Source organism: Nocardia sp. alder85J (assembly GCF_020176955.2).
Taxonomy (GTDB): domain Bacteria; phylum Actinomycetota; class Actinomycetes; order Mycobacteriales; family Mycobacteriaceae; genus Nocardia.
This window is the reverse complement of the sequence record NZ_JAIUCZ020000009.1, coordinates 191,580-215,698: the sequence shown is the minus strand read 5'-3', so window position 1 is coordinate 215,698 and position 24,119 is coordinate 191,580. Positions and strand designations below refer to the sequence as shown.

Below are 24,119 nucleotides of genomic sequence, written 5' to 3'. Positions count from 1 at the left end.
AAGCTCTACTGCTCAGTCGGACGCCGGCAGCGCTTTGGCCGCCTTCGGCGTCATGGGTGTCCCGTTACAGCTCAGTTCGCCGGATCCGGAACTGACACACAGCAATTCGACGGTGTCGTCGGCATCGACATAGCGCTTGCCGACCAGTGTCGCGGTAGCGGCGCCCGCCGCGGGCGCCCCGGCGGACCCACCGGCGGCCGACACCATCGGGCTGCCGCCGCAGGCGATGGCCACCTCGGCCGACGCGGGAGCACGGACCACGACCACCTTGGTGGTGCACACGGTGCTGGCGAGCTGCGCGCCCGGCCGCAGAGCTGCGGATGTCATGGCAGGGGGCCTTTCGGAGAGCGGATGTACCCGGCTCGCACACCCGGCGGCGGGGCTGGTCACGACTATACAGAAACCACTTACGGTAACAAGGTCTATTCCAGAATTGCCTGGTCAGGACGGTCACCCGAGCCACGATCCGCGCCGACCGAAATCCGTTTGCCGAATCCCTTGCAGAAAGCTCTTACGATACGGTATTCGGTATAAGTGAGCGCCGTCACTGCGGAGCCCGCACCCGAGCGCGGACCGCGCGGAACCGCCGGCCCGGTGACACCTCCGCGGGAAGAGAAGGTAGGCCATGACACACGCGATGACCCGCCCGCGCGTGCCCGAGACCGACATGGTCCCGGTGCGCGTGGTCGATTCCGATGTGCACCCTGTCCCGCAACCGGGTCAGCTGCTCGAATACATCCCGGAGCCGTTCCGCAGCAAAATACTGTCGCACAAGGTGCGGCAGACGATCTACTACGACGCGCCCGACTACGCGCACGCCTACGCGATGCGCGCCGACGCGTTCCCCGAAGGCGGCGGATTCCCCGGCAGCGACCCGGAACTGGCGTTCCGGCAGCTGATCGTGGAGGCCGGTTCCGACATCGGCATCCTGGAGCCCACCTTCCCGGCCGAGCGGCTGCCGGAGTGGACCCAGGCCCAGTGCACCGCCCACAACCGGTGGCTCAACAACCACTGGCTCGACAGCGAGAACAACTGGCACGAGCGCTGGCGCGGCTCGATCTGCGCCGCGGTCGAGGATCCCGCCGGTGCGGTCCGCGAGATCGAGTGGTGGGCCGGGCACGACCACATGGCGCAGATCCTGATCAAGGCCGAGAACCGGCCGGCCTGGGGCGACCCGAAGTACGACCCGATCTGGGCCGCCGCGGTGCGCCACGATCTGCCGGTCAGCTGCCACCTCTCGCGCGGCCACCACGAGCTGCTCCCCATGCCGCCGGTCGGATTGCCTTCGTACAACCACGATTTCATGGTCAGCTACTCGCTGCTGGCGAACAACCAGGTGATGAGCCTGATCTTCGACGGCGTCTTCGACCGCTTCCCGGAACTGCGCATCGTGCTGGTGGAGCACGCCTTCACCTGGATCCTGCCGCTGATGTGGCGCATGGACGCCATCTACGAGAAGCGCAAGGCGTGGCTGGACATCAAGCGCAAGCCCTCGGAATACGTCAAGGAACACATCAAGTTCACCACCCAGCCCCTGGACTACCCCGACGACAAGACCGAACTGGTCCGGGCACTGGAGATGATGGAGTGCGAGAAGATCCTCTTGTTCTCGTCGGACTACCCGCATTGGACCTTCGACGACCCGCGCTGGCTGGTGAAGCACTTGCCGGCGCACGCGCGGGATGCGGTCATGTACCGCAACGGAATTCAAACCTACCATCTGCCCGGATCGGTCCCAGCCGTACCCGGTCGGACGAAAGCGTGGTGACCAGTGCCCGTCATCGAAATCAACGGCGGCAATGTCGTCTACGAAATCCTGGGTGACTCCGGGCAATTGATCGTCCTGACACCGGGTGGCCGGTTCGGGATGGACTTCCGCGGGGTGCGCCCGCTGGCCGAGGCGCTCGTCGCCGGCGGCCACCGGGTGCTGCTGTGGGACCGGCCCAACTGCGGCGCCTCCGACGTCCAGTTCTTCGGCCCCAGCGAATCACACATGCGGGCAGAGACATTGGCGAACCTGTTGCGCGCCTTGGGCACCGGGCCGGTCGTGCTGGCCGGCGGCTCCGGCGGCGCGCGTGATTCGATGATCACCGCGATCGAATATCCGGACCTGGTCACCAAACTGGTGCTCTGGAACATCGTCGGCGGCATCCCGGGGCTGTTCACCCTCAGCTGGGTGTACATCATGCCGACCATTTCGGCGTTGCGCGCCAAGGGCATCGAGGGCGTCCTGAAGGTGCCCGAGTGGAAGCAGCGCATCGAGGCCAATCCGAAGAACCGGGAGCGGCTGCTGGCACTGGACGAGGCGGAGTTCACCCGCCTGATGTACCGGTGGCTGAATGCCTATGTGCCGCAGGCGGGTCAGACGATCGCGGGCCTGCCCGACGACCGGCTCGCCGACATCCACGTCCCCACCCGGATCATCCGCGGCGGCGCCGCCGATCCCGACCACCCCAAGCGCACCTCGCTCGAGGTGAGCTGCCTCATCCCCGGCGCCGAGGTGGTCGACCCGCCGTGGCGCGAGGACGCCTGGGAGGCGAACCTCAAGGCGCAGGGCCGCGGCGAGGACGTCGGCATCTTCGACCCGTGGGTGCTGGCCGCCCCCACCATCCTGGAATTCGTCGATCGGGCCTGACCCGGTCCGCATCCGCAGTACGAGACGAGAGACGCATGCCCGCGAACACACCGGACGCCCCGCACCGCAGCCCCGTATTCCATTTCGACCGGCACACCCCGGAGTATCGCCACCGCTTCGAGACGATCACCCAGGAGATGCAGGAGCAGTGCCCGGTCGCCTGGACCGAGACCTACAACGGCCACTGGGTGGCCGCGGGCAACCGCGAGGTCTTCGAACTCGCCCGCTGCCCGTACGTGTCCAACGACCGCGACGTCAAGGGTGAACGCCGCAACTACCAGGGCATCACCATCCCCTCCGGCGAGGCCGCCATCCCGATCCGCAACGGCATCCTGGAGATGGACGATCCCGAGCACCGGCTGTACCGGGCAGTGCTCAATCCGTTCCTCTCCCCCGCCGCGGTGGGCCGCTGGGTGCCGTTCATCGACGAGGTGATCCGCGCCTGCCTCGACGAGAAGATCGAGAGCGGTCGCATCGACTTCGTCGAGGAACTGGCCAACGTGGTGCCCGCGGTGCTCACCCTGGCCATGCTCGGAATCCCGCTGGAGAAGTGGGTGATCTACAACGAGCCCGCGCACGCCGCGGTGTACACCCCGCCGGACTCCCCGGACATGCCGCGGGTACAGCAGTTGCAGATGGCGATGGGCATGGACCTGCTCGCGAATCTGGCCGAGATCCGCGAAGCGCCCCGGCCCGGCCTGATCAACGCGCTGGTCGAGATGACCCTCGACGACGGCGAGAAGCCCGAGGAACTCGATCTGCTGGGCCAGCTGGCGCTGCTGATCGGCGGCGGCTTCGACACCACCACCGCGCTCACCGCGCATTCGCTGGAATGGCTGTCCCAGCATCCCGAGGAGCGCGAAACCCTCAGCCGGGAACGGGATCTGCTGCTGAACTCGGCGACCGAGGAGTTCCTGCGCTTCTTCACCCCGGCCCCCGGGGACGGGCGCACCATCTCCGAGGATTGCGAGGTCGGTGGCAAGCAGTTCAAGGAGGGCGAGCGGCTGTGGCTGTCGTGGGCGATGGCCAACCGCGACCCGCAGGTGTTCGACGATCCGGACACCGTGGTCATGGATCGGAAGGGCAACCGCCACTACAGTTTCGGGCTCGGTATCCATCGCTGCATCGGATCCAACGTGGCGCGCACGGTGTTCAAGCGGATGCTCACCGCGGTGCTGGACCGGATGCCGGACTTCGTCTGTGACCCCGAGGGGGCCGTGCACTACGACACCATCGGCGTCATCCAGGGCATGCGCAAGCTGCCCGCCACCTTCACTCCGGGCCCGCGCGTCGGGGCGGGGCTGGACGAAACCCTGAAACACTTGCAGCAGATGGTCGACGAGCAGCGCCTCGCCGCACCCATCACCGCCGCCGACGCGGGCTGAGCGACGGCCCGAGACAGCGCCGCAACGGCACCGGTTCCGGACGGGACCGGTGCCGTCGGTGTCTTCACGAGACGAGGAGAACATGTTCATCCGCTACGAGGTCGCCGGCAAGGTCGCGACCATCACGCTGAACCGGCCCGAGGCCGCCAATGCCCAGAATGCCGCGCTGCTGGACGAATTGGATGCCGCCTGGGTGCGCGCCGCCGACGATCCGGAGGTCGCGGTGATCGTGCTGCGGGCCGAGGGCAAGCACTTCTCCGCCGGGCACGACATCAAGGGATCGTCGGCACCCGATTCCGCGGCGGCGAAGCTGACCCTGGAACGGCTCTACGACTACGAGTCCCGCCGGTATCTGGAGTACTCGCTGCGCTGGCGCAACATCCCCAAGCCCTCGATCGCGGCGGTCCAGGGCCGCTGCATCTCCGGCGGACTGCTGCTGTGCTGGCCGTGTGACCTCATCATCGCCGCCGAGGACGCCCTGTTCTCCGACCCCGTCGTCCTCATGGGCATCGGCGGCGTCGAGTACCACGGCCACACCTGGGAACTCGGCCCCCGCAAGGCCAAGGAGATCCTGTTCACCGGCCGGCCGGTCACCGCCCACGAGGCCGAACAGGTCGGCATGGTCAACAAGGTGGTCCCCCGCGACCAGCTGGACACCGAGACCCGGGCCTGGGCCGAACAGATCGCGAAGATGCCACCCTTCGGGCTGCGGCAGGCCAAACGAGCGGTCAATCAAACCCTGGATGTGCAGGGATTCTACGCGGCCATCCAATCGGTCTTCGACATCCACCACACCGGACATGGAAATGCCTTGAGCATCAGCGGATTTCCGGTGCTGGCCCGGTTCGATCAGATGAAGGAGCAGATCGGGCGATAACCCGGGCGCCGGGTGGCTCGGCGGAATCTCGGCGAGATGGTTTGCCACTGGGCGATTCCGGATTATTATCAACCATGTAGTTGACAACGAGCGAGGATGATCCGCGTGCCCATCGATGCAGCCCGCGCCCTGTCGAACCCGCCCCGCGAGGCGAAACTGACCTGGCGACCCGACGACGTCCTGCTGTACCACCTGGCCCTCGGGGCCGGTGCGCCGCCGACCGATCCGGCCGAACTCGCCTATGCCACCGAAACCGGTCTGCGGGTGCTGCCCTCGTTCGCCGTGGTCGCGCCGTCGCTACGGACGACCGCGATTCCGGGCCTGGACTGGCCGGGCCTGGACATCGAACTGTCCCGGCTGCTGCACGGCAGCCAGCGCATCGACGTGCAGGGCCCGCTGCCGGTCGCCGCCGAGGCGGTCGCCGCCACCCGGATCGCGGCGCTGCACGACAAGGGCAAGGCGGCGGTCATCGTGCTGGAGACGGTGGTGCGGACCACCGACGGCGCCCCGCTGTGGACGGAGACCCAGCGCCTGTTCGCCCGCGGCGAGGGCGGTTTCGGCGGGGAGCGCGGCGCGACGACCGACGCCGCCGTCCCCGACCGGGCCCCGGACAGCGTGCGCAGCGTCGCGACCCTGCCGCAGCAGGCGCTGTGGTACCGGCTGCTCGGCGATCGCAACCCGCTGCACAGCGATCCCGCCGCCGCGGCGGCCGCAGGCTTCCCGCGGCCGATCCTGCACGGCCTGTGCACCTACGGCATCGTCCTCAAGACCGCGGTGACCGGCGGTCTCGGTGGCGACGTCGATCGGATCCGCGGCTACGACGCCATATTCACCGGCGTGGTGTTCCCCGGGGAGACGCTGACCGTCTCGACCTGGCACACCGGCGCCAGCGTGATCGTCACCGCGACCGTCGACGACCGGGACGGCGCGGCCGCGCTCACCGCCGAACTGACCACCGAGGCGTCATGATCGACCTCGACACCGGTGTGCCCGCCGAACTCACCGCCTGGCTGCGGTCCGCGCTGCCGGCGGCCGAACCGCCGTTCACCTGCCGCCGGATCAGCGGCGGCTACAGCATGCTGACCTACCACCTGGACGACGCCACCGGGCACCACTGGGTGCTGCGGCACCCGCCCGCCGGTCACCACGCCGGGCGCGCCCACGACACCGACCGCGAGGCCCGGGTGATGACCGCGCTCGCCGGTACCGCGGTGCCGGTCCCCGCGGTGGTGGCCGTCGGCGCGGCCACCGATCCGCTCGGCGCCCCCTGCCACATCACGGAATTCGTTGCCGGACAGGTGGTCTCCGACGAGGACGCCGCCCGCCGGCTGGGCCCGGACGCCCTGCGCACCGCCACCACCGACATCGTGACGGCGCTGGCCACCCTGCACTCCATCGATCCGGACGCGGCCGGGCTCGGCGATTTCGGCCCGCGCACCGGATACCTCGAGCGCCAGTTGCATCGGTGGCGCGCGGTGATCGACGCAGCCGCCGGTGGCGACACCGCCGACCTCGCCGCCGCGCTGGCCGGCCTCGCGGACCTGATCGAGCGGAACATCCGCCCCGACAGCGCCGTCCGCGTCGTGCACGGCGACTATCGGCTGGGCAACGCGATCGTCGGTGACGACGGGCGGGTCCGCGCCGTCCTGGACTGGGAGCTGGCCTCCCTCGGCGACCCGCTGGCCGACCTGGCCGGACTGGTCGCGTTCTGGAACCCTCCGGCCGCCGCGATGCTCGGCGACCGGATGCCCACCCTCGCCCCCGGCGCCATCGGCACCGACGAGGTGGTCCGCCGCTACGGTGCGGAAACCGGTGCGGACCTGGGCAACCTGTGGGTTTACCACACCTTCGCGGCCTGGCGCCTGGCGTGCACCGCCCTGCGCGCGCACGCACGCTACGCGTCCGGGGCCATGAAGGACAACAGCGATCTGACCCGGTTCACCACCGCGTGCGCGGCATGGATCGAGGCGGCGAACACCAGCGCGAAGGACCAGTCATGACCGATGTATCCCCTGTGGAAGCACGCCCCTACCACGACGTCGACATCTCCAGCCCGGAATTCTGGCTGCGGACCTTCGACGAGCGGGAGCGCAGCTTCGCACAGCTGCGCCGCGAACCCGGCCCGACCTGGCATCCACCGTTGCAGGCCGACTTCCCGCACACCGAGCAGGGTTTCTGGGCGGCGACCACCCACGAGGACATCGTCCACATCAGCAAGCACGCCGACCTGTTCTCCACCGCCGAGGGCGTGAGCCTGAGCCCGCTGCCCAAGGAGGCCCAGGCCGCGGTCTCGTTCTTCCTGACCATGGACCCGCCCGAGCACACCCTGTACCGGAAACTGATCAGCGCGGCCTTCACCCCCCGCCAGGTGCAGCGCATCCAGCACCTGATCGAGCAGAACGCCCGCGAGATCGTCGACAACCTGGTCGGCGCCGGCGACGTCGACTTCGTCTCCGCCTGTTCCAGCCTGCTGCCGATGTACACCGTCTCCGACATGATCGGCATCGCCCCCGGCAAGCGCGAGGACATCCGCCGGGCGGCCGAGGACGTCTTCGGCACCGGCGACAAGAAGCCGGTCATCGACGAGGACACCGTCACACACCTGCTCAGCCAACTGGCCCTGCTCCGCGAGGCCGCCATCGAGATCGCCGACGAGCGCCGCGCGACCCCGCAGGAAGATCTGATGACCGCGATCGTGCAGGCGGAGGTCGACGGCCACCGCCTGACCAACGATCAGATCGGCTCCTTCATGCTGCTGCTGTCGACCGCGGGTAACGACACCACCAAACAGACCACCTCCCACGCCATGTACGCCTTGTCCCGCCACCCCGACCAACTGCGCTGGCTGCTCGACGACTGGGACGCCCGCATCGGCTCCGCCGTCGACGAATTCGTCCGCTGGGGCACCCCCGTCATGGACTTCACCCGAACCGCCCTGGTGGACACCGAGATCCGCGGCTCGAAGATCCGCGCCGGCGAGAAGGTCGCCATGTTCTACTGCTCCGGCAACCGCGACGAATCCGTCTTCACCAACCCCCACACTTTCGACATCACCCGAAACCCCAACCCCCACATCGGATTCGGCGGCGGCGGCGTCCACTTCTGCCTCGGCAGCCACGTAGCCAAAACCCAACTCCGCTCCCTGTTCAAGGAACTCCTCCTCCGCCTCCCGAACATCGAGATCGGCGAACCGGAATGGGTCCAGGGCAACGTGTTCGTCCACGGCGTGAAACACCTCCCCGCCCACATCCCGGCCTGAGCCGGAGCGAAATCCTCCTGTACATCGCCCGGCTCGGCGCCGAAACCGGATCCGCACCGGAGGCGCGCAACTGTCCCGACGACCGCGACCGTGCTACCGGATTCCGGCGCGGGCGGACCGCGTCATGGCCCGGTGCAGAGCGTCACGCCAGTGTGGCAGTGGCCGCAGGCCGTTGCCGGTCCACGAGGCGTCCGACAGCACGGCGTTGCGGGGGCGGTCCGCGGCGGCGGGGAAGTCCGTGGTCCGGCAGGGGCTGAGGCGGTCGGGGTCCAGGCCGGCCGTTTCCGCGACGGCGCGGGCGAATTCGAATTTCGAGGCGGTGCCGCCGGAGGTGGCGTGGGTGAGCAGGGGTGGGTCGGGATGGGCGAGCAGGGCGTGCAGGGCGGTGACGAGGTCGCCGGTGTAGGTGGGTGAGGCGAATTGGTCGGCGACGACCGCGATGGGATTGTCCTGCCGGTATTTCCGCAGGAGCGCGGCGGGGAAGCCGGTGATGGCACCGGAATACAACCACATCGTGCGGACGATCAGGGCTTCGGGGAGTTCCGCGCGGACGGCCTGTTCGCCGGCCAGTTTCGAGCGGCCGTAGGCGTTGATCGGCGCCGTGGGGGCGTCGACTTCGTAGGGGGCGGCGGCCTTGCCGTCGAAGACGTAGCCGGTGGAGAGGTGGAGCAGGCGGGCGTGTCTGCGGGCGCAGACGCGGGCCAGGAGGGCGGCGCCGGTGGCGTTGATCGCGAAGGCGCGGTCGGTGTCTGATTCGGCGGCGTCGACGGCGCTGTAGGCGGCGCAGTTGATCACCACGTCACCGGGGCGGATGGCCTGGTCCAGGGCGGTGGCGTCGGTGATGTCGAGTGCTGTCGAGGTGAGGCCCAGCAGGGTTCTCCTCCCGTCTCGGAAAGGGCTCGCGGGGCTCGTGATTCGCGTGCCGAGCAGGCCGCCCGCGCCGGTGACCAGCAGTCGGCTCACCGGCTGTCCTCGGCGGAGGAGGTCGGGGACGGGGATCGGGTGTGGGTCGCGACGAATTCCCGGATCGAGCTGATCATGTAGTCGGTCATCTCGTCGGTGATGCCGGGGTAGACGCCGATCCAGAAGGTGTGGTCGGCCACGTGGTCGCTGACGGTCAGGTCGCCGGAAATGCGGTGTGGGACAGCTGCATAGGCGGGGTGTCGCAGCAGGTTTCCGGCGAACAGGCTGCGGGTGGCGATGCGACGGCTCTCCAGGAACGTGACCATGGCGTAGCGGTCGAAGGGGGCGTCGGGGGCGACGGTCAGGGCGAAGCCGAACCAGCTCGGGTCGGCTCCGGGAGTCGGTTCCGGGAGGCGCAGGTGGGCTGCGCCGTCCAGGCCCTCGCGCAATCTGGTCCAGTTGCGGCGGCGGGCGATGACGAAGTCGTCCAGCTTCGCCAGCTGCGAAAGGCCCAGGGCGGCTTGCAGATCCGTTGCCTTCAGGTTGTAGCCGATGTGCGAGTAGATGTACTTGTGGTCGTAGCCGTACGGCAGGCCCCCCAGTTGGTAGCCGAATCTTCTTCCGCACCTGTTGCTTTCGCCGGGTTCGCACCAGCAGTCGCGGCCCCAGTCGCGCAGGGACTTCACGATCCGGGCCAGGGCCAGGCTGTCGGTGAGGACGCATCCGCCCTCGCCGGTCGTGACGTGGTGTGCCGGATAGAAACTCACCGTCGACAGGTCGCCGAAGGTGCCGGTCGGCCGGTCCCGGTAGCTCGATCCGACGGCGTCGCAGTTGTCCTCGACCAGGAACATCTCGTGGGCACCGCACAGTTCGGCCACCTCCGCGACGGGGAAGGGATTACCGAGGGTGTGGGCCAGCGCCACCGCGCGGGTCCGCGGGCCGATGGCGGCGGCGATCGATTCCGGTGTGGCGTTGTAGGTGTGCTCGTCGATGTCCACGAACACCGGGACCAGGCCGTTCTGGAGGATCGGGTTCACGGTGGTGGGAAAGCCTGCGGCACAAGTGATCACCTCGTCGCCGGGACGCAGCCGGGCCTCGCCCAGTTCCGGGGCGGTGAGGGCGGTGATCGCCAGCAGGTTCGCCGAGGAGCCGGAATTGGTCAGCCGCGCTTTGCGCATGCCGAGCTTCCTCGCGAACGACGTCTCGAATCGGTGTGCCAGCGCTCCCCCGGCGATCCGCATGTCCAGGGCGGCCTCGGCGAGCGCGGTCTTGTCGTCGGCGTCGAGGCAGGCGCCGGAGGATTGGATCTCGGTGACGCCCGGCACGAAGGGCGGCGCGGCCTGCTGCTCGTGGTACTCCCGGATGCTCCGGATCAGATCTTCCCGGTCAATCATTCGACATCGCCTCCTGCCGGCTCTCGACCAGACGTCGCAGATCGCCGGCGAAGGCGGTCTGCGGGGGCAGTGCGCGCATGTGGTCCCGGAGTTCGCATGTCGCCTGCCGATACGAGGGATCGGTCAGTACGCGCTCACAGGCGCTCAGGACGTCCGCCGCGGTGACCGTGGCCGGATCGATCCGGACGCCGGTACCGAGTTCTTCGCAGCGCCGGGCATTTCCGGGATGGTCGGCGAAGAAGGGCAACAGCACCTGCGGCACCCCACAGGTGAGGACGTCCCGGATCGAATTCAGGCCACCGTGGGTGAGGAACAGATCCACCCGCGGCAGCACCAGCGACTGCGGAACCCGGGCCATGGTGTGCACATGCGGCGGCAACGAGCGGAACGCGTCCTGATACTGCGTCGGCAGTGCGGCGATGACCGAACAGTCGAGTTCGCCCAGGGCTGTGAAGATCTCCCGGTAGATTTCGGTCGAGCGCGGCATGAATCGGCTCGACCGGGGTCCGATCGACCCCATCGAGAGGTAGACGATCGGCCGGTCGCTGGGCAGCCGGGTGAATTCGCTCGGCATGCGCTCGTCCCGGCGATTCGGCAACTCGTGCCGGTACCGGACCAGGGGCGTGCCGAAGTCCCTGTGGTTGAACTCTTCCGGCGTCAGCGACACGGTCAGGTGACGCAGCACGCCCGGTGTGCCCGGCTCCGGCGGCAGCCCTAGCTCCGCTCGCCGCGCGGTCAGTGCGGCGGCGATCACCTCCCGATGCAGCCGCTGCACGACCGCCTCCAGCGGGCCGATATCCACCACGACATGCGGTATCCCGAGCCGCTCGGCGGCCAGATACCCGCCGAATTCGGTACATTCGTGCAGCACCACATCCGGCCGCCACTGCTCGGCCAGCTCGAGCACTCGGCCCGCGACGTATCCGGCGACCCGAGCGGAGAGGAACTCCACCATCATGGCCCGGTCGAAGGCCGCCGCACCCCCGTCGAGCAGCGCGCCGAAGACGACGCTGTCGAACTCGGGGTCCAGCCAGGACGGCCCGATATCGACCGTCCGTGCACCGTAGTGATCGTGCAACCACCCGGACCACTTGCCGGGCACCGCGATCCGCACATCATGCCCGAGGGCGCTCAGCGTATCGACGAGCGTCACCAGCCCGCGCAGGTGCGATTCGATCGGGTTGAGGGTGACCAGCACTCGGATGCGGTCGCCGGAGGGAATGGTCATCGAGGTACCACCCGTCACAGGTCCTGACGTTCGGGTCGGCCCGAAGCCGGGGCCATCGCTCTATAGTGGCAGAATTCAACTGTGCCCGAGATTTTTTGATGTTCCGGAGCCACGGTCCCAGCCCGCACCGTTCGAATCGGCTGCGGGACAGTGCATTACCGGCCACGCGGCCAGGATCCACTGCACCGCAGCCGAGTGCCCGGCAGGCCCGGCAGGCCCGGCAGGCCCGGCAGGCCCGGCAGGCCCGGACGAAACATCGCATACCGGCCGATGTTTCGCCCGGACCACTCCGAATCACCCGACGGTGGCGTGGTTCCGGTCGACCACGACCCGACGGCGGCGAGTCGGCAGCATCAGCGTCGGATGCGCGACGCTCCACGCCGCGCCGGCGCAGATGAATTCCTTGATGTGGGCGGCGGTCCGCCCGGTGACGGTGGTCTCGGTGACCTCGTCGGCGGCGGTGACACGCTGGATGATCGCATCGCGGCGGCCCAGGCTGATGCATTGGACGGTATAGCCGATCGTGGTGCTGGGGACCGGGCGGCCGGTGAGGCGCGCGGCGATGGCGTCCGCGGCCAGCCACGCCATGGGAATGCCCGAGGCACAGGACATTCGCAGCGGCGCGCCGCCCGCACCTTCCGCGAGCGCGGCGTCACCGACGGCGTAGACGTCGGGGTGCGAGATCGAGCGCATCGTGCCGTCGACGACGATCCGCCCGGTGTCCGAGACCGTCACGGTGCCGGCGGCCGCGAACGGATGAACCGTGAAACCGGTTGTCCACACCGTGATGTCGGCCGGTATCGACCGGTTCGTACCGGTGATCTCGGTGTACTCGTGGACGGCGACGCCGAGGCGATCCAGCGCCGCACCGAGGTGACGCCGCGCCTTGTCGCTGAGCCGGTCGCCGACGCGGCCACGGGCGGTGAGGACGACCCGCAGGTCCGGGCGCGCCTCGGCGATCTCGGTGGCGGTCTCGATGCCGGTGAGCCCGCCGCCCACGATCAATACCGTTGTGCCCGGCAATGATTCGCGCAGCCGCTCCCGCAATCGCAGTGCGGACGCCTTACCGGCGACGTCATGATCCCCCGGGACATGGTCGACGGCGACGCTGCCCAGCGCGTAGACGAGGGTGTCGTAGCCGAGCGCCTCGGCATCGGCGAGTTCGACCGTCCCGCGGTCGGCGTCGATCGCGGTGACCCACGCCTGCCGCGACACCACGCCGGTGCCCGCACAGATGTCGCGCAGCGGGCGCGAGCGTAGATCCTGGCCGCCGGCGAGCTGGTGCAGGCGCACCCGTTCGACGAATTCGGGGTCGGCGTTGACGAGAGTGATCTCGACGTCGTCGCGGTGCAGCCGCCTGGCCAGGCGACCGGCGGCACTGGCTCCGGCATACCCGGCGCCCAGGACGACGATGCGGTGCGTCATGAGTTGCTCCTATCCGATGACAGACACCTCCTGAACCGGACAGGCGGGCGAATTCTGACAGTCGGCGGACGTGAGGTGGGTCACCACTGCGCAGCGGGCCGATGCGGGCCTGTCGCAGCCCATCGGCGCGAGAGCCGTTCGAGCTTCCCGGGGTTGGCCTGGATTCGGAGTTCGGCGATTCCGGCGGCGGTGATATCCAGGCAGTAGGCGCCGACGATCCGCCCGCCGACCTCGAGCAGGACGGCGGGGGCGTCGTTGACCTCGGCGATGTGGAACAGCGGCCGGCCACCGATGATCGCCGTCTTGACGGCGGTGGGACGGGCCAGGCCGCACAGGTAGCGGGCGATCGCGAGCGCGCCTTCCACCCGCGTCCGCACCGGCACGTGACCGCCGCCGTCCGCCACGCTGACCACATCGCCGGTCAGCAACCGGACCAATGCCCCGGTGTCACCGCTGAGCACGGCGGCCAGGAACTCCGCGGCGATCCTCCGGGCCGCCGCCGCATCGACCGCGGCCCGGGTGTGCCCGACAGTGACATGCTCTTTGGCGCGCCGATAGATCTGCTGGCAGTTCGCCTCGCTGAGCTCGAGGATCCCGGCGATCTCCCGATGCGAATACTGGAAGGCTTCACGCAGCACGTAGACGGCTCGTTCGTGGGGCGACAATCGTTCCAGCAGCGTGAGCAGCGCCAGCGAGACCGACTCCCGCCGTTCGACGGTGTCGGCCGGGCCGAGCATCCGGTCACCGGTCAGCACCGGCTCCGGAAGCCATTGCCCCACATAGCTTTCCCGCCGGACCCGCGCGGAATCGAGCTGATTGAGGCAGACGTTGGTGAGCACCTTCGTCAACCACGCCTCGGGCACCTCGACCCGGCCCCGATCGGCCGCATGCCACCGCAAGTAGGTGTCCTGCACCGCGTCCTCGGCATCGGCGGCCGACCCCAGCAGCCGATAGGCGATCGCCTCCAGTCGGCCCCTGGAGTTCTCGAAGACATCGGCGGCGGCCGATGACGCTCCCAGCGCGTCCTCGGTCATATCGTCCCGCCGCAACCGCGGCGCCCGTGTCGAGAGGTGTCCATCGTCGGATGATTCTCGTACCGGGCTCGGCACGGACATCCGCCACCCCCACGGTTTCGCCACGATGACCGGCTATCCGGGTGGATAGCTGTTGACCGGGTCGATGGGCGTGCCGGACGCGTCGAGCACCTCGTGCACTCCGAACCAGGAGGTACTACCGCCGTCGCCGCCGCCCGCGTGCATCCGCTCGACGGTCTTCCCGGTGAATCCGTGAACGGTCAGCGTGCTTCCGACGGAGTCGCGCAGATACCCGGAGATCGTCCGCACCGCGGATCCCGACGCGGCGTTGCACGACATGATCAGCAGGTCGTCCGACCGCGCTTCCGCGGCGGCCCGGAGCAGGACGCTGTCGGAGCCCAGGGTGGGCCCGAACTCGGTATCGGAGACCCGCAGGATCCGCCACGCCGGATCCGCTGCCGTGCCGGATCCCGCCAGCACGTTGAACATGTTGTCATTGCCGTCCACCGCCCGGTTCGGGCCGTGCGCCTGCACGAAGATCGGGTCGGTCCACGCGGCCGGTCGCGGATCGTCGAACTTCGTCGTCGGCCCGAACGCGCCCTCCTCCATCGTGGGACGCAGCAGGTAGAACTCCCGGTCGGTGGTCCTGTCGGTGCTCGAGGCCCAGTAGGTCATCCGCATGATCTCCCGTGGCTCTCTCGGATAGAAGACACCGATGACCCGATCGTTGTCGTCCATCAGGGGCACGCTCAGCACCGTGCGCCTGTCCACCGAGACACGCTGTCCGGTGTCGACGTCGATACCGGAGATACGCGCGGCCGCCTGCTCCTCCGCGCGGGCGGCCTCGGTCGCCGTGCTGCGCAGCCCGCTGCCGGCCTCCCGGATCCGGTCGGCGACCGTCCGCGAGAGTTCCTCCGAGATGTCTCGCAGGTCCCGCACCACGACGTCGAATCCGAAGGAGAAGTCGCGGGACACATCTGGCAATGGTCCCGTATCCCCACTCGTGGCGGCCCGGTTCGATCAGCGCGAGACCCACAGGCGGTCGACGGGGTTGCGCACCAGGGCATCGGTGAGTTCGCGCAGCCGGTCGGCACGGCGGCCGGAGCGCAGCTGGGCCGCCTTCGCGCGCCGGAAGTGGTGGTGCAGAATGTGTTCCACCGTGGTCCCGACTCCGCCGTGGACCTGAGCGGCGGTCAGCACGATCTCCGTGTAGGAACGGCCGGCGACGAACGAGGCGATCGCCGCCGGTGTGGTGTCGCGAACGGCGTCGGCGTCCGGGGTGCTCAGGGCCGCCAGCGCCTCGTCGTAGGTCAGCCGGGCGGCGTCGGCGGCGATCGCCATGCGCGCCAGCAGATGTCGCACCGCCTGGAAGCCGCCGATGGGCCGGCCGAACTGCACGCGTTCGCGGGCGTAGCGAGCGGTGAACTCCAGAACCGCCTCGCCACCGCCGACCATGACCGCGGTGCGCAGCAGGTTGGCGCGGCCCAGTGCGTAGGCCACGTCGGCGCCGGGCAGCGCGTCGGCGATCAGGAACTCCCGGTCGAGCACCAGGCCGTCGAGATCCAGGCGGGCCGAGTGCTCGTTGTCGACGCTGCGCAGCACCGTATACCGGTCGCGCAGGCGGTCGGCAGGGATCACCGCGCACACCCAGAGGTCCTCGGCGTCGGGGCCGCCGGGATCCCGGGGCAGCAGCAGCACCACCATCTCGGACTGGTCCAGCCACTCCACCACCACGGCCGGGCCGGTCAGCCGGTGGCCGCCGCCGAAGGAAACCTCCACGCGCGGACCCGGATCCGGCGGGGCGACCAGGGCGTGGATCGTGCCGCCGGCGATATCGGAGAGGACGGCGTCGAAGCGCCGGTCCGCGCCGAGGGTGTCCAGCACGGTGGCCGCGCGCACGGTCGGCAACCAGGGCGAGGCGAAGGCCGCGCGGCCGATCTGCACCGCGACCGCGGCGGCCGCGGCCAGACCGCCGCCCAGGCCGCCGACCCGGTCCGGCAGGCTCGCCGCCGTCCAGCCGAGGTCGCACAGTCGGCGCCAGCGGGCCGGTTCGTAGCCCTCGTCCGAGGACTCCCGGTCGTTCAGGTAGGTATTGTCCACGAAGTCGGCCAGGAAGTCGCGGGCCGAATTACCCAGCAGGGCGATATCTTCCGAATCGGCCGAAGTGGCCTCACCGGGCGCCGAAGTCGTCTCGGTCATTTCTCCATCCCCAGTCCGCGCGTCGCGATGATGTCCAGCTGGATCTCGTTGGTGCCGCCGCCGAATCGCCAGACCGGGGAGGAGCGCAGGCCGCGTTCCAGGTGACCGTCCCCGGGGGCGTACGGCGAGCCGTAGGCGATGGTGCCGTCCTCGCCGATCAGGTCGAGACCGGTATCGCAGATCCGTTGCCGCAGTTCGCCCCACCAGATCTTGTTGGCCGACGCCTCCGCGTACGGAACCCGGCCCGCGGCCAGGATGCGGGCGCCGCGCTGCGCGAACAGGCGGCAGATCTCCACGTCCACCGCGAGTTCACCGACCACCGTCCGCAGTTCGTGCGCCTGCGCGGTCTCCTCCTCGAACAGCCCGGCATCGTCGGCCCAGTGCACCAATTGCCGTAGTTCCCAACGAGGTTCGTTGTGGTAGAACATCCGCTCGAAGTTCAGGGCCGCGGTGATGGCCGCCCAGCCCGCGTTCTCCTCGCCCACCCGCTGTTCGGCGGGGATGCGGACGTCGTCGAGGAATACCGCGTTGGTGCGCTCACCACCCTGGGTGATGATGGGGCGGATGGTGATTCCGGGGGCGTCCATCGGGGTGATCAGCAGGCTCACGCCACGGTGGCGGGACTCGGGTGTGCCGGTGCGCACCGCCAGCCACAGATGGGTGGCGACCGAGGCGCCGGTGGTCCAGATCTTCTGGCCGTTGACCACGTATTCGTCGCCGTCACGAACCGCCTTGGTACGCAACGACGCCAGATCGCTGCCGGCGTCCGGTTCGCTGTAGCCGATCGCGAACTCCAGTTCACCGGCGAGGATTCGGAGCAGGTACTGCTGTTTCTGCAAGTCGCTGCCGAGCCGGACCAGCACCGGGCCGATCGAGTTCAGGGTGAGCAGGCCGTTGGGCAGCCGGCGGTTGTACAGCTCCTCGGCGAACAGCCAGTGCTCGAGGGCGCTGCGACCCTGGCCGCCGTATTCGCGCGGCCACGACACGCCGAGCCAGCCGTCGGCGCCGAGGCGGCGCAGGAACTGCCGCCCGTGCTCCCGGGGCTGCATCGGGTCCTCGATGTTCTCCCGGCGGGTCGCCTCGATCAGCGCGGGATCCAATCCGTCCAGATAGGCCCGGAGGTCGGCCAGGAAGGACCATTCATCCTGGGTCAGAAGAGATTTCACGAGTAGTTCCTTCCACCGGCGCCGCACCGGGCCGATCCACCGGGATCGAGGCCAGGTCCGGCGGTTCAACTTAGTCAACCGCCTGGTTGATTTCTTCGGCCGGCGCCGGATCGCGCAGCACCCGCCGGGTCAGCCGCCGCAGGGTCGCCTGGGTCTCCGGGTCGTCGAACAGCGCCAGCTGGGCCACGTATTCGGCGCGCAGCTGGTCGGCCAGGGTGCTGTCCTGGGCCCGGCGCAGCAGCCGCTTGCTCCACTGCACGCCTTGCGAGGGCATCGCGGCGATCTGCCCGGCCAGTTCCAGCGCGCGGTCCAGCAGCGTGTCATCGTCGACGGTCTCGCCGACCAGACCGAGTTCGCGGGCCTCGGGGCCCGCGACCAACCGGCCGGTGAACAGCAGTTCCGCCGCGACGGGCGGGCTGACCGTGCGCGGCAGCAGATAGCTCAGGCCCAGTTCCGGGGCCAGGCCCGCGGGTGCGAATCCGGTGCCCAGCCGGGCCGAACGGGCGGCCAGCCGGATGTCGTGCAGCAGTGCGACCGCCAGGCCACCGCCGACGGCCAGGCCGTTGATCGCCGCGATGGTCGGCTTCTCCAGCCCCCACATCCGCTGCGTCCAGCGACCGGCATTGCCCAGTTCGTCCAGGCTGCGTGTGCGGGTGGAGGCCGCGGGCAGCCCCTTGTCGCCGCCGATCAACTCGCTGACCAGCAGCTCCCGGGCGGGCAGTTCGGCGACGGCGTCGAAGTCGGCCACATCCGCGCCCACGCAGTAGTCACCGGCGGTGCCGGTGGTGACCACGACGTGGATGGCGTCGTCGCGACCGGCCTCGTCGAAGGCCTCGGCCAGATCGCGGAACATGGTGCCGCCCACCGCATTGTGCCGCTGCGGGCGGTTCAGCCGCAGCACCAGCACCGGGCCGTGCCGCTGCGCCACCACGTCCGGGGTGGTCCCGGAGTCTGCTTCACTCACCGAATTCCGCTCCTCTCGCATCAGGCGATATCGCCGTCGGCCCGGAGCGCGGCGATCTCACCGGCGCCGAGTCCCCATTCCAGCAGCACCTCGTCGGTGTGCTGGCCGGGATGCGGCGCGGGCCCGGCGACCGCGCCCGGGGTGCGGCCGAAGCGCGGGGCGGGACCGGGCTGCACCAGCCCGGCCACCTCGGTGTAGGTGCCGCGCTGCCGGTTGTGCGGATGGTCCGGTGCCTCCCACGGCGACAGCACCGGCGCGAAACACGCCTCCGCGCCTTCGAGCAACTCGCACCACCGGTCGCGGGTGCGGGTCTTGAACACCGCCGCCAGCCGCGCCTTCACCGCGGGCCACCGGGTCTCGTCGTTCTGGTCCTCGACCGCGATGTCGGTGAGGTCCAGCGCCTTCAGCAGGTTGCGGTAGAACTGCGGCTCGATCGCGCCGACCGAGACCCAGCGGCCGTCGGAGGTCTCGTACACGTCGTAGAACGGGGCGCCGGAATCCAGCAGGTTCGTGCCGCGCTCGGTGCTCCACATCCCCCCGGCCCGCATACCGTACAGGAAGCCGTGCAGCACCGCCGCGCCGTCGACCATGGCCGTGTCGACGACCTGGCCGCGCCCGGAACCCGCCCGCTCGGCCAGTGCCGCGCAGATGCCCAGCGCCAGGAACATGCCGCCGCCACCGAAATCGCCGACGTAGGTCAGCGGCGGTACCGGCGCCTGACCGTCGCGCCCGATCGACCACAGCGTGCCCGACAGCGCCAGATAGTTGATGTCGTGACCGGCGTAGGCGGCGTAGGCGCCCTCGCGGCCCCAGCCGGTGATGCGGCCGTAGATCAGCCGCGGATTGCGGGCCAGGCACACGTCGGGCCCGACGCCGAGGCGTTCCATCACCCCGGGCCGGAAACCCTCGATGAGCACGTCGGCCTGCTCGGCCAGCCGCAGCAGCAGTGCGACCCCGGCCGGGGATTTCAGATCGATCCCGATCGAGCGCCGGCCGCGCGACAGCACGTCCGGCGGCGGCGGGCCGTCCTCGCCGGTCACGTTCTGTACCCGGTCGACCCGGATCACCTCGGCCCCGAAATCGCTGAGCAGCCCGGCACAGAACGGTCCCGGGCCCAGGCCCTGCACCTCCAGCACCCGCAGACCGGCCAGCGGCCCGCCTCGCTCCGTCGAACTCACAGTCGCACCTCTCGTTCCGCGTCCGCCCGCGGCGGCACCGGGAAGGTGCCCGCGAAACCGTCCGCGGCGATCGCGTCGGCCAGCAGCACCGACGTCACCGTCGGCCCGCCGGGTCGGTTCAGCACCGGTTGCAGGTGCCGGTCGATCAGCGCCACGTCGTGCTCGTCGCACAATCCGATCGCGCCGAAGATCTGATGCCCGTTGGTGAGTACGCACGCGGCCGCGTCCAGCATGTGCAGCCGCAGCGCGAGCACATCCGCGCGACCGGCGTGCCCGCCGCGCAGCGCCCACCAGGTGTAGCGGGCCAGTTCGTCCAGTCCGTCGCGGGCGACGACCATATCGGCCAGCCGCCAGCGGATCTCACCGAAAGTGCCGATCGGCGAGCCGAATTGCTTCCGCTGCGTCGAATAGGCCACGGCTTGCCGGACCACGGTGTCCAGCGCGCCGAGCACCCAGAACGCGTCCAGCACACAGCGCCAGCGGACGGCGTCCCCACCGTCCACGGCGACCTGCTGCCCGGTCACCCGGCACCCGAACGGATCCAGTCGGCTGCCGTCGGGTCCGGTTGCCGCCGTGAGCATCCGTGCCCGCGCCGGATCGCGGGTGTCGAGGGCCACAGCCTGCTCGAACAGATCCACGTGCTCGAGCCGCCCGGCCGTGCCGTGCGTGACGAACACCCCGTCGGCCACACCGCCGGGCACCCGCACCGCGGCCAGCGCGGCCGCCACCGGCCACGGCGCCACCACCGCCCCCGCGGCCTGCACCCCGCGCACAGTGGCGGCCGACTCCTCCTCCGCCGCACCGACATCCATGCCCAGCAGGCCGACCTCGGCGAGCGCCTCGCGCACCCGCGTCACCCGCACCGCGGGATCCGCCTCGGCCTGCCGGGCCAGCTCGATCCCACCGCCCGCCGTCAGCGCGGCGGTCACCGCGGCAGCGAATTCGTCAGCGACACTCGGCCATTCACGATCCATGACGCTCACCCCGCTGCGCTGCCCGCGCGACCAGCCCGCGCTGGACCTCGATGGTTCCCGACGCGATCGTGGCCGAGCGGGCGTAGCGGAAGACGTCCTCGATGCGGTCGGCGACCGCGGCGGTCTCGCCCGGTTCCAGGGCGTCGGGGCCGGACAGGTCCAGGGCCAGTTCGGCGACCTGCTGGTCGAGGCGGATGTTGGCGATGCGGGCGGTGGAGGCGACCTCGTCGGTGAGCGCGCCCTGTTCGCGCAGTGCGACGGCGCGGTAGTTCAGCAGCCGGGCCACGCGGGCGCCGACCAGCGCGCGGGCGTACTGCACGCGGGCCAGTTCGCTGTCCAGTGCCGCGTGCCCGGCCAGGGTGGCGAGCACCCGTTCGTCGCGGGCGTAGCGGGCGATGCCGATCCGTTCGTGCTGGAGAACGAGTTTCATCACCGTCCAGCCGTGGTCCACCTCGCCGAGCACGTCCTCCGGCCCGGCCTGCACCTCGTCGAAGAAGACCTCGTTGAGGTGTTGTTCGCCGAGCATCGAATCGATCGGGCGGACGGTGACGCCCGGGCGGGTCATCGGGATCAGGAAGATGGTGATGCCCGCGCGCGGATTGTCCGTCCGCGCGGTGCGCGCGGCCAGGAAGCAGTAGTCGGCGAGTCCGGCGTAGGAGGTCCAGATCTTCTGGCCGGAGATGCGCCAGCCGGTCCCGGTGGCGGTGGCGGGCAGCGACAGCGAGGCCAGATCACTGCCGGAGCCGGGCTCGCTGAAGCCCTGGCACCAGGATTCCCGGCCCGCCGCGATGGCGGGCAGATGCCGCTGTTTCTGTTCCGGCGTACCGACTTTCATGAGGATCGGGCCCACCCAGTTGAGGCCCATGTACTGCGCGCCGCGCGGCTCGAAGTGCGCCCACATCTCCTCGCGCAGCACGGTCTGTTCCCATTCGCTGCCGTCCGCGCCGCCGTATTCGGCCGGCCAGCTCAGCGTGAGCAGCCGTTGCTCGCCGAGGCGCCGGGTGGTCTCGGCGACCGCCGCCCGGGCGTCCGGGTCGGTGGCGAACGAACTCCAGCGCCGCTGCGGCGACGTCTGCCGCAGCAGCTCGCGCAGTACGGCGCGCAGTGCGTCGGCGCGCTCTCCCAGCGAGAGTTCCATGCCGACCTCCCTTCTCCGACTTTGCTTGCCGCTCAGTAGGACTCGTATCGATATCGGTGCCGCGCTCAGTCCCGGGGCAGGCCCAGGACGCGTTCGCCGATGATGTTGCGCTGCACCTCGGAGGTGCCGCCGTAGAGGGTCGCGCCGAGGGATTCGAACTCCTCGTAGTGCAATTCGAGGTCGGCCGACCCGGCCGGACCGGCGGCGTCGGCGGCCAGCTGCCAGGTCCGTTGCAGGCTCTCCGAACCCAGCAGTTTCAGGATGTGGAACTCCGGGGCCGCCCGCCCGGCCAGTTCGTGTGCCATCGCGCGCCGGCCGGTGGCCTGCAACGCCGCGCTGTCGGTGGCGAGCCGGCCCAGTTCGACGAGCATGTCGTCACCGTCACCGGCGGCCAGATCGCGGGCGATGCGGCGCAGGCCGCGCTCGATCTCGACCGAGTTCATCACCCAGATCATGTCGCGCTCGTGGTTCAGCGAGGCCATCGCGACCCGCCAGCCCTCGCCCTCCGCGCCCAGCACGCACGAGACCGGCACCTCGACCTCGTCGAGGAACACCTCGCAGAAGGTGTCGGCGTCGTCCCAGCCCATCGGGATCTGCCGCACGGTGGTGCCCGGCAACGACAGGTCCACCAGCAGGCAGGTGATCCCGGCGTGCTTGCCGCCGCCGGATCCGGTGCGGCAGAACAGCAGATACCACTGGCTGTCGTGGGCCTGGGTGCTCCAGATCTTCTGGCCCGTCACGATGTAGCGGTCGCCGTCGCGGCGGGCCCGGGTGGTGAGCCCGGCCAGATCCGACCCCGCGCCGGGCTCGGACATGCCCAGCGCCCAGTCGATGTCGCCGCGCAGCGTGGGGGTCAGCAGGCGTTCCCGCTGTTCCGGGGTGCCGAACCGACGCAGCGCGGGGGCGACCACGCCGACGCTCTGCACGTTCACCAGCCGGGGCGCGGCCCGGCGAGCGCTCGCGATCCGGACGGCCACCGCATCCAGCGGCGACAGCCCGCGACCGCCCTCGCCGAGCGGCCACTGCGGCATCATCCACCCGGCCTCGAAGGACGCGCGCTGATGACGGCGGCGCAACTCGCGGTCGAACCGGTAGCGCTGCGGGTCGGTGTCGTAGTCCGGCGGCAGGAAATCGGTGAGCCAGCGGTGGTATTCGTCGACGGGCGTCATGCGCTCGGCTCCTGTCCGGCGGCGACGAGCGCGCGGGCCACCGTCGTGTAGTGGGTGCGCGCGTCCCCGAACAACTGTCCGCCCTGCCGGGCCCGGCGCAGCAGCGGCACCAGGCCGCGTTCGGCGGTCACCCCCAGCGCGCCGTTGACCTGGATCGCGGCCCGGGTGGCGAACAGCGCCGCCTCGGTCGCCGCGGCCTTCGCCATCGCGACCGGGATCGGCGTCGCATCGAGATCCGCTGGGCCGAAATCCGTTTCGGCCGCCGCGTAGACCAGGCCGCGGGCCCGCTCGACGGCGACGTAGACATCGGCCAGCCGGTGCTTCACGCCCTGGAACGCGCCGATCGGCCGGCCGAACTGCGTGCGGGTCGCGGCGTGCTCGACGGCGATCTCCAGCGCCCGCGCGGCGATGCCGACCAGTTCGGCGGCGACCAGCACGGTCGCGAGATCCAGGCCGTGGTTCACCCCGGTTCCCAGCGGAATCGCCGGTGCGCCTGCGAATTCCACCGTGCCCAGGGGCCGGGTGGGGTCGATCGTGGGCGGGGTGCGCACGATCCCCGCGGCGGGATCGACCAGCAGCGCCAGGGACGCACCGCCACCGGCCGGATGCCCGATCACCACCAGCACCTCGGCGTGCGGCAGATCCATGACGTCGCGCAGCGTTCCGGTGAGCCGGTGACCGTCCCACTCGGCACGGCCGGCGATCGCCACGGTGGCCGCGGCTCCCGCCACGATCCGCGTACAGGCGTCGTCGCGTGCCCGGTCCCCCTCGGGCCCGGACGTTTCGAGCCGCGCGAGCACGGCGGTAGCCACCGCGGTGCTCAGCAGCGGCGCGGGAAACAGGGCGGCACCGGCCTTTTCGAGCACCCGCGCGGAAAGCACAGGCGCGGCGCCGATTCCGCCGGCCCGCTCGGGCACCCCGAGCGCGGGCCAGCCGAGTTCGCCCACCGTGGACCACAATTCACGCCGACGTTCCCCGGACGGGTCCGCACCGGGTGGGCATTCCCGGCGCAGCACCTCCTCGACGCTGCTCACCAGAGCATCGTCGTCATCGGACCAGCCGGGGCTGTCGGCCCGATCCGATGTCTCGCCACCGCCGAACCGTGCTGCGCCGCCGGGCACACCGTCCCCAGCGGACAACCCGGACGCGGCAGCGCGCGCAGAACTCGAGGTCATCGTCGATCCCTTCCGG

22 protein-coding genes are annotated in these 24,119 nt (G+C 70.1%); 7 read left to right on the top strand and 15 right to left on the bottom strand.

The window, feature by feature from the left end:
* Nucleotides 1-12: 12 nt before the first annotated feature.
* The gene (locus LBW94_RS31280; protein WP_225062005.1) at nt 13-327 is read right to left on the bottom strand and encodes a hypothetical protein; all 315 of its coding nucleotides are present in this window, start codon (nt 325-327) and stop codon (nt 13-15) included.
* 298 nt (nt 328-625) lie between these two features.
* Between LBW94_RS31280 and LBW94_RS31275 the strand changes: the two genes are divergently transcribed.
* The 7 genes from LBW94_RS31275 (at nt 626) to LBW94_RS31245 (ending at nt 8,156) form a co-directional block, all read left to right on the top strand.
* The gene (locus tag LBW94_RS31275; RefSeq protein WP_225062006.1) at nt 626-1,768 is read left to right on the top strand and encodes an amidohydrolase family protein; all 1,143 of its coding nucleotides are present in this window, start codon (nt 626-628) and stop codon (nt 1,766-1,768) included.
* A gap of 3 nt (nt 1,769-1,771) precedes the next feature.
* Nucleotides 1,772-2,635 carry an alpha/beta fold hydrolase gene (locus tag LBW94_RS31270; protein WP_225062007.1) on the top strand — a complete coding sequence of 288 codons (864 nt, stop codon included), beginning with the start codon at nt 1,772-1,774 and terminating at the stop codon, nt 2,633-2,635.
* A gap of 35 nt (nt 2,636-2,670) precedes the next feature.
* Nucleotides 2,671-4,020 carry a cytochrome P450 gene (locus LBW94_RS31265; RefSeq protein ID WP_225062008.1) on the top strand — a complete coding sequence of 450 codons (1,350 nt, stop codon included), beginning with the start codon at nt 2,671-2,673 and terminating at the stop codon, nt 4,018-4,020.
* Nucleotides 4,021-4,102: 82 nt separating this feature from the next.
* Complete coding sequence (locus LBW94_RS31260) at nt 4,103-4,897, top strand: enoyl-CoA hydratase (RefSeq protein ID WP_266272675.1); 795 nt, start codon at nt 4,103-4,105, stop codon at nt 4,895-4,897.
* Nucleotides 4,898-5,002: 105 nt separating this feature from the next.
* Nucleotides 5,003-5,866, top strand: coding sequence for a MaoC/PaaZ C-terminal domain-containing protein (locus tag LBW94_RS31255; protein ID WP_225061880.1), 864 nt, complete (start codon nt 5,003-5,005; stop codon nt 5,864-5,866).
* Complete coding sequence (locus LBW94_RS31250; RefSeq protein WP_225061881.1) at nt 5,863-6,897, top strand: phosphotransferase family protein; 1,035 nt, start codon at nt 5,863-5,865, stop codon at nt 6,895-6,897. The genes LBW94_RS31255 and LBW94_RS31250 overlap by 4 nt, the downstream gene beginning before the upstream one ends.
* Nucleotides 6,894-8,156: a cytochrome P450 gene (locus LBW94_RS31245; RefSeq protein WP_225061882.1), complete on the top strand. Its 1,263-nt coding sequence runs from the start codon at nt 6,894-6,896 to the stop codon at nt 8,154-8,156. The genes LBW94_RS31250 and LBW94_RS31245 overlap by 4 nt, the downstream gene beginning before the upstream one ends.
* A gap of 93 nt (nt 8,157-8,249) precedes the next feature.
* Here LBW94_RS31245 and rfbD read toward each other — a convergent pair whose 3' ends face one another.
* The 14 genes from rfbD to LBW94_RS31175 form a co-directional block, all read right to left on the bottom strand.
* Nucleotides 8,250-9,119, bottom strand: a complete 870-nt coding sequence (rfbD, locus tag LBW94_RS31240) for a dTDP-4-dehydrorhamnose reductase (protein ID WP_225061883.1) — start codon at nt 9,117-9,119, stop codon at nt 8,250-8,252.
* Nucleotides 9,116-10,453, bottom strand: a complete 1,338-nt coding sequence (gene rfbH, locus LBW94_RS31235; RefSeq protein ID WP_225061884.1) for a lipopolysaccharide biosynthesis protein RfbH — start codon at nt 10,451-10,453, stop codon at nt 9,116-9,118. Before rfbH ends, rfbD begins: the two co-directional genes overlap by 4 nt.
* Nucleotides 10,446-11,681 carry a glycosyltransferase gene (locus LBW94_RS31230; protein ID WP_225061885.1) on the bottom strand — a complete coding sequence of 412 codons (1,236 nt, stop codon included), beginning with the start codon at nt 11,679-11,681 and terminating at the stop codon, nt 10,446-10,448. Before LBW94_RS31230 ends, rfbH begins: the two co-directional genes overlap by 8 nt.
* 294 nt (nt 11,682-11,975) lie before the next feature.
* Nucleotides 11,976-13,106 carry an NAD(P)/FAD-dependent oxidoreductase gene (locus LBW94_RS31225; protein WP_225061886.1) on the bottom strand — a complete coding sequence of 377 codons (1,131 nt, stop codon included), beginning with the start codon at nt 13,104-13,106 and terminating at the stop codon, nt 11,976-11,978.
* Between the two features lie 80 nt (nt 13,107-13,186).
* The gene (sigJ, locus tag LBW94_RS31220; RefSeq protein ID WP_225061887.1) at nt 13,187-14,140 is read right to left on the bottom strand and encodes an RNA polymerase sigma factor SigJ; all 954 of its coding nucleotides are present in this window, start codon (nt 14,138-14,140) and stop codon (nt 13,187-13,189) included.
* 114 nt (nt 14,141-14,254) lie between these two features.
* Nucleotides 14,255-15,115: a hypothetical protein gene (locus tag LBW94_RS31215; RefSeq protein ID WP_225061888.1), complete on the bottom strand. Its 861-nt coding sequence runs from the start codon at nt 15,113-15,115 to the stop codon at nt 14,255-14,257.
* Between the two features lie 45 nt (nt 15,116-15,160).
* Nucleotides 15,161-16,339 (bottom strand): acyl-CoA dehydrogenase family protein, encoded by a 1,179-nt coding sequence (locus LBW94_RS31210; protein WP_225061889.1) that lies wholly within the window; start codon nt 16,337-16,339, stop codon nt 15,161-15,163.
* Nucleotides 16,336-17,505: an acyl-CoA dehydrogenase family protein gene (locus LBW94_RS31205; RefSeq protein ID WP_225061890.1), complete on the bottom strand. Its 1,170-nt coding sequence runs from the start codon at nt 17,503-17,505 to the stop codon at nt 16,336-16,338. Before LBW94_RS31205 ends, LBW94_RS31210 begins: the two co-directional genes overlap by 4 nt.
* A gap of 70 nt (nt 17,506-17,575) precedes the next feature.
* Nucleotides 17,576-18,469 carry an enoyl-CoA hydratase/isomerase family protein gene (locus tag LBW94_RS31200; RefSeq protein ID WP_225061891.1) on the bottom strand — a complete coding sequence of 298 codons (894 nt, stop codon included), beginning with the start codon at nt 18,467-18,469 and terminating at the stop codon, nt 17,576-17,578.
* Nucleotides 18,470-18,489: 20 nt separating this feature from the next.
* A complete protein-coding gene (locus LBW94_RS31195) occupies nt 18,490-19,647 on the bottom strand; it encodes a CaiB/BaiF CoA transferase family protein (RefSeq protein ID WP_225061892.1) in 1,158 nt (385 codons plus the stop codon).
* Complete coding sequence (locus LBW94_RS31190; RefSeq protein ID WP_225061893.1) at nt 19,644-20,621, bottom strand: acyl-CoA dehydrogenase family protein; 978 nt, start codon at nt 20,619-20,621, stop codon at nt 19,644-19,646. The genes LBW94_RS31195 and LBW94_RS31190 overlap by 4 nt, the downstream gene beginning before the upstream one ends.
* Nucleotides 20,611-21,759: an acyl-CoA dehydrogenase family protein gene (locus LBW94_RS31185; protein ID WP_225061894.1), complete on the bottom strand. Its 1,149-nt coding sequence runs from the start codon at nt 21,757-21,759 to the stop codon at nt 20,611-20,613. The genes LBW94_RS31190 and LBW94_RS31185 overlap by 11 nt, the downstream gene beginning before the upstream one ends.
* Before the next feature lie 65 nt (nt 21,760-21,824).
* Nucleotides 21,825-22,928 carry an acyl-CoA dehydrogenase family protein gene (locus LBW94_RS31180; RefSeq protein WP_225061895.1) on the bottom strand — a complete coding sequence of 368 codons (1,104 nt, stop codon included), beginning with the start codon at nt 22,926-22,928 and terminating at the stop codon, nt 21,825-21,827.
* Nucleotides 22,925-24,103: an acyl-CoA dehydrogenase family protein gene (locus LBW94_RS31175; RefSeq protein ID WP_225061896.1), complete on the bottom strand. Its 1,179-nt coding sequence runs from the start codon at nt 24,101-24,103 to the stop codon at nt 22,925-22,927. Before LBW94_RS31175 ends, LBW94_RS31180 begins: the two co-directional genes overlap by 4 nt.
* Between the last annotated feature and the right edge of the window lie 16 nt (nt 24,104-24,119).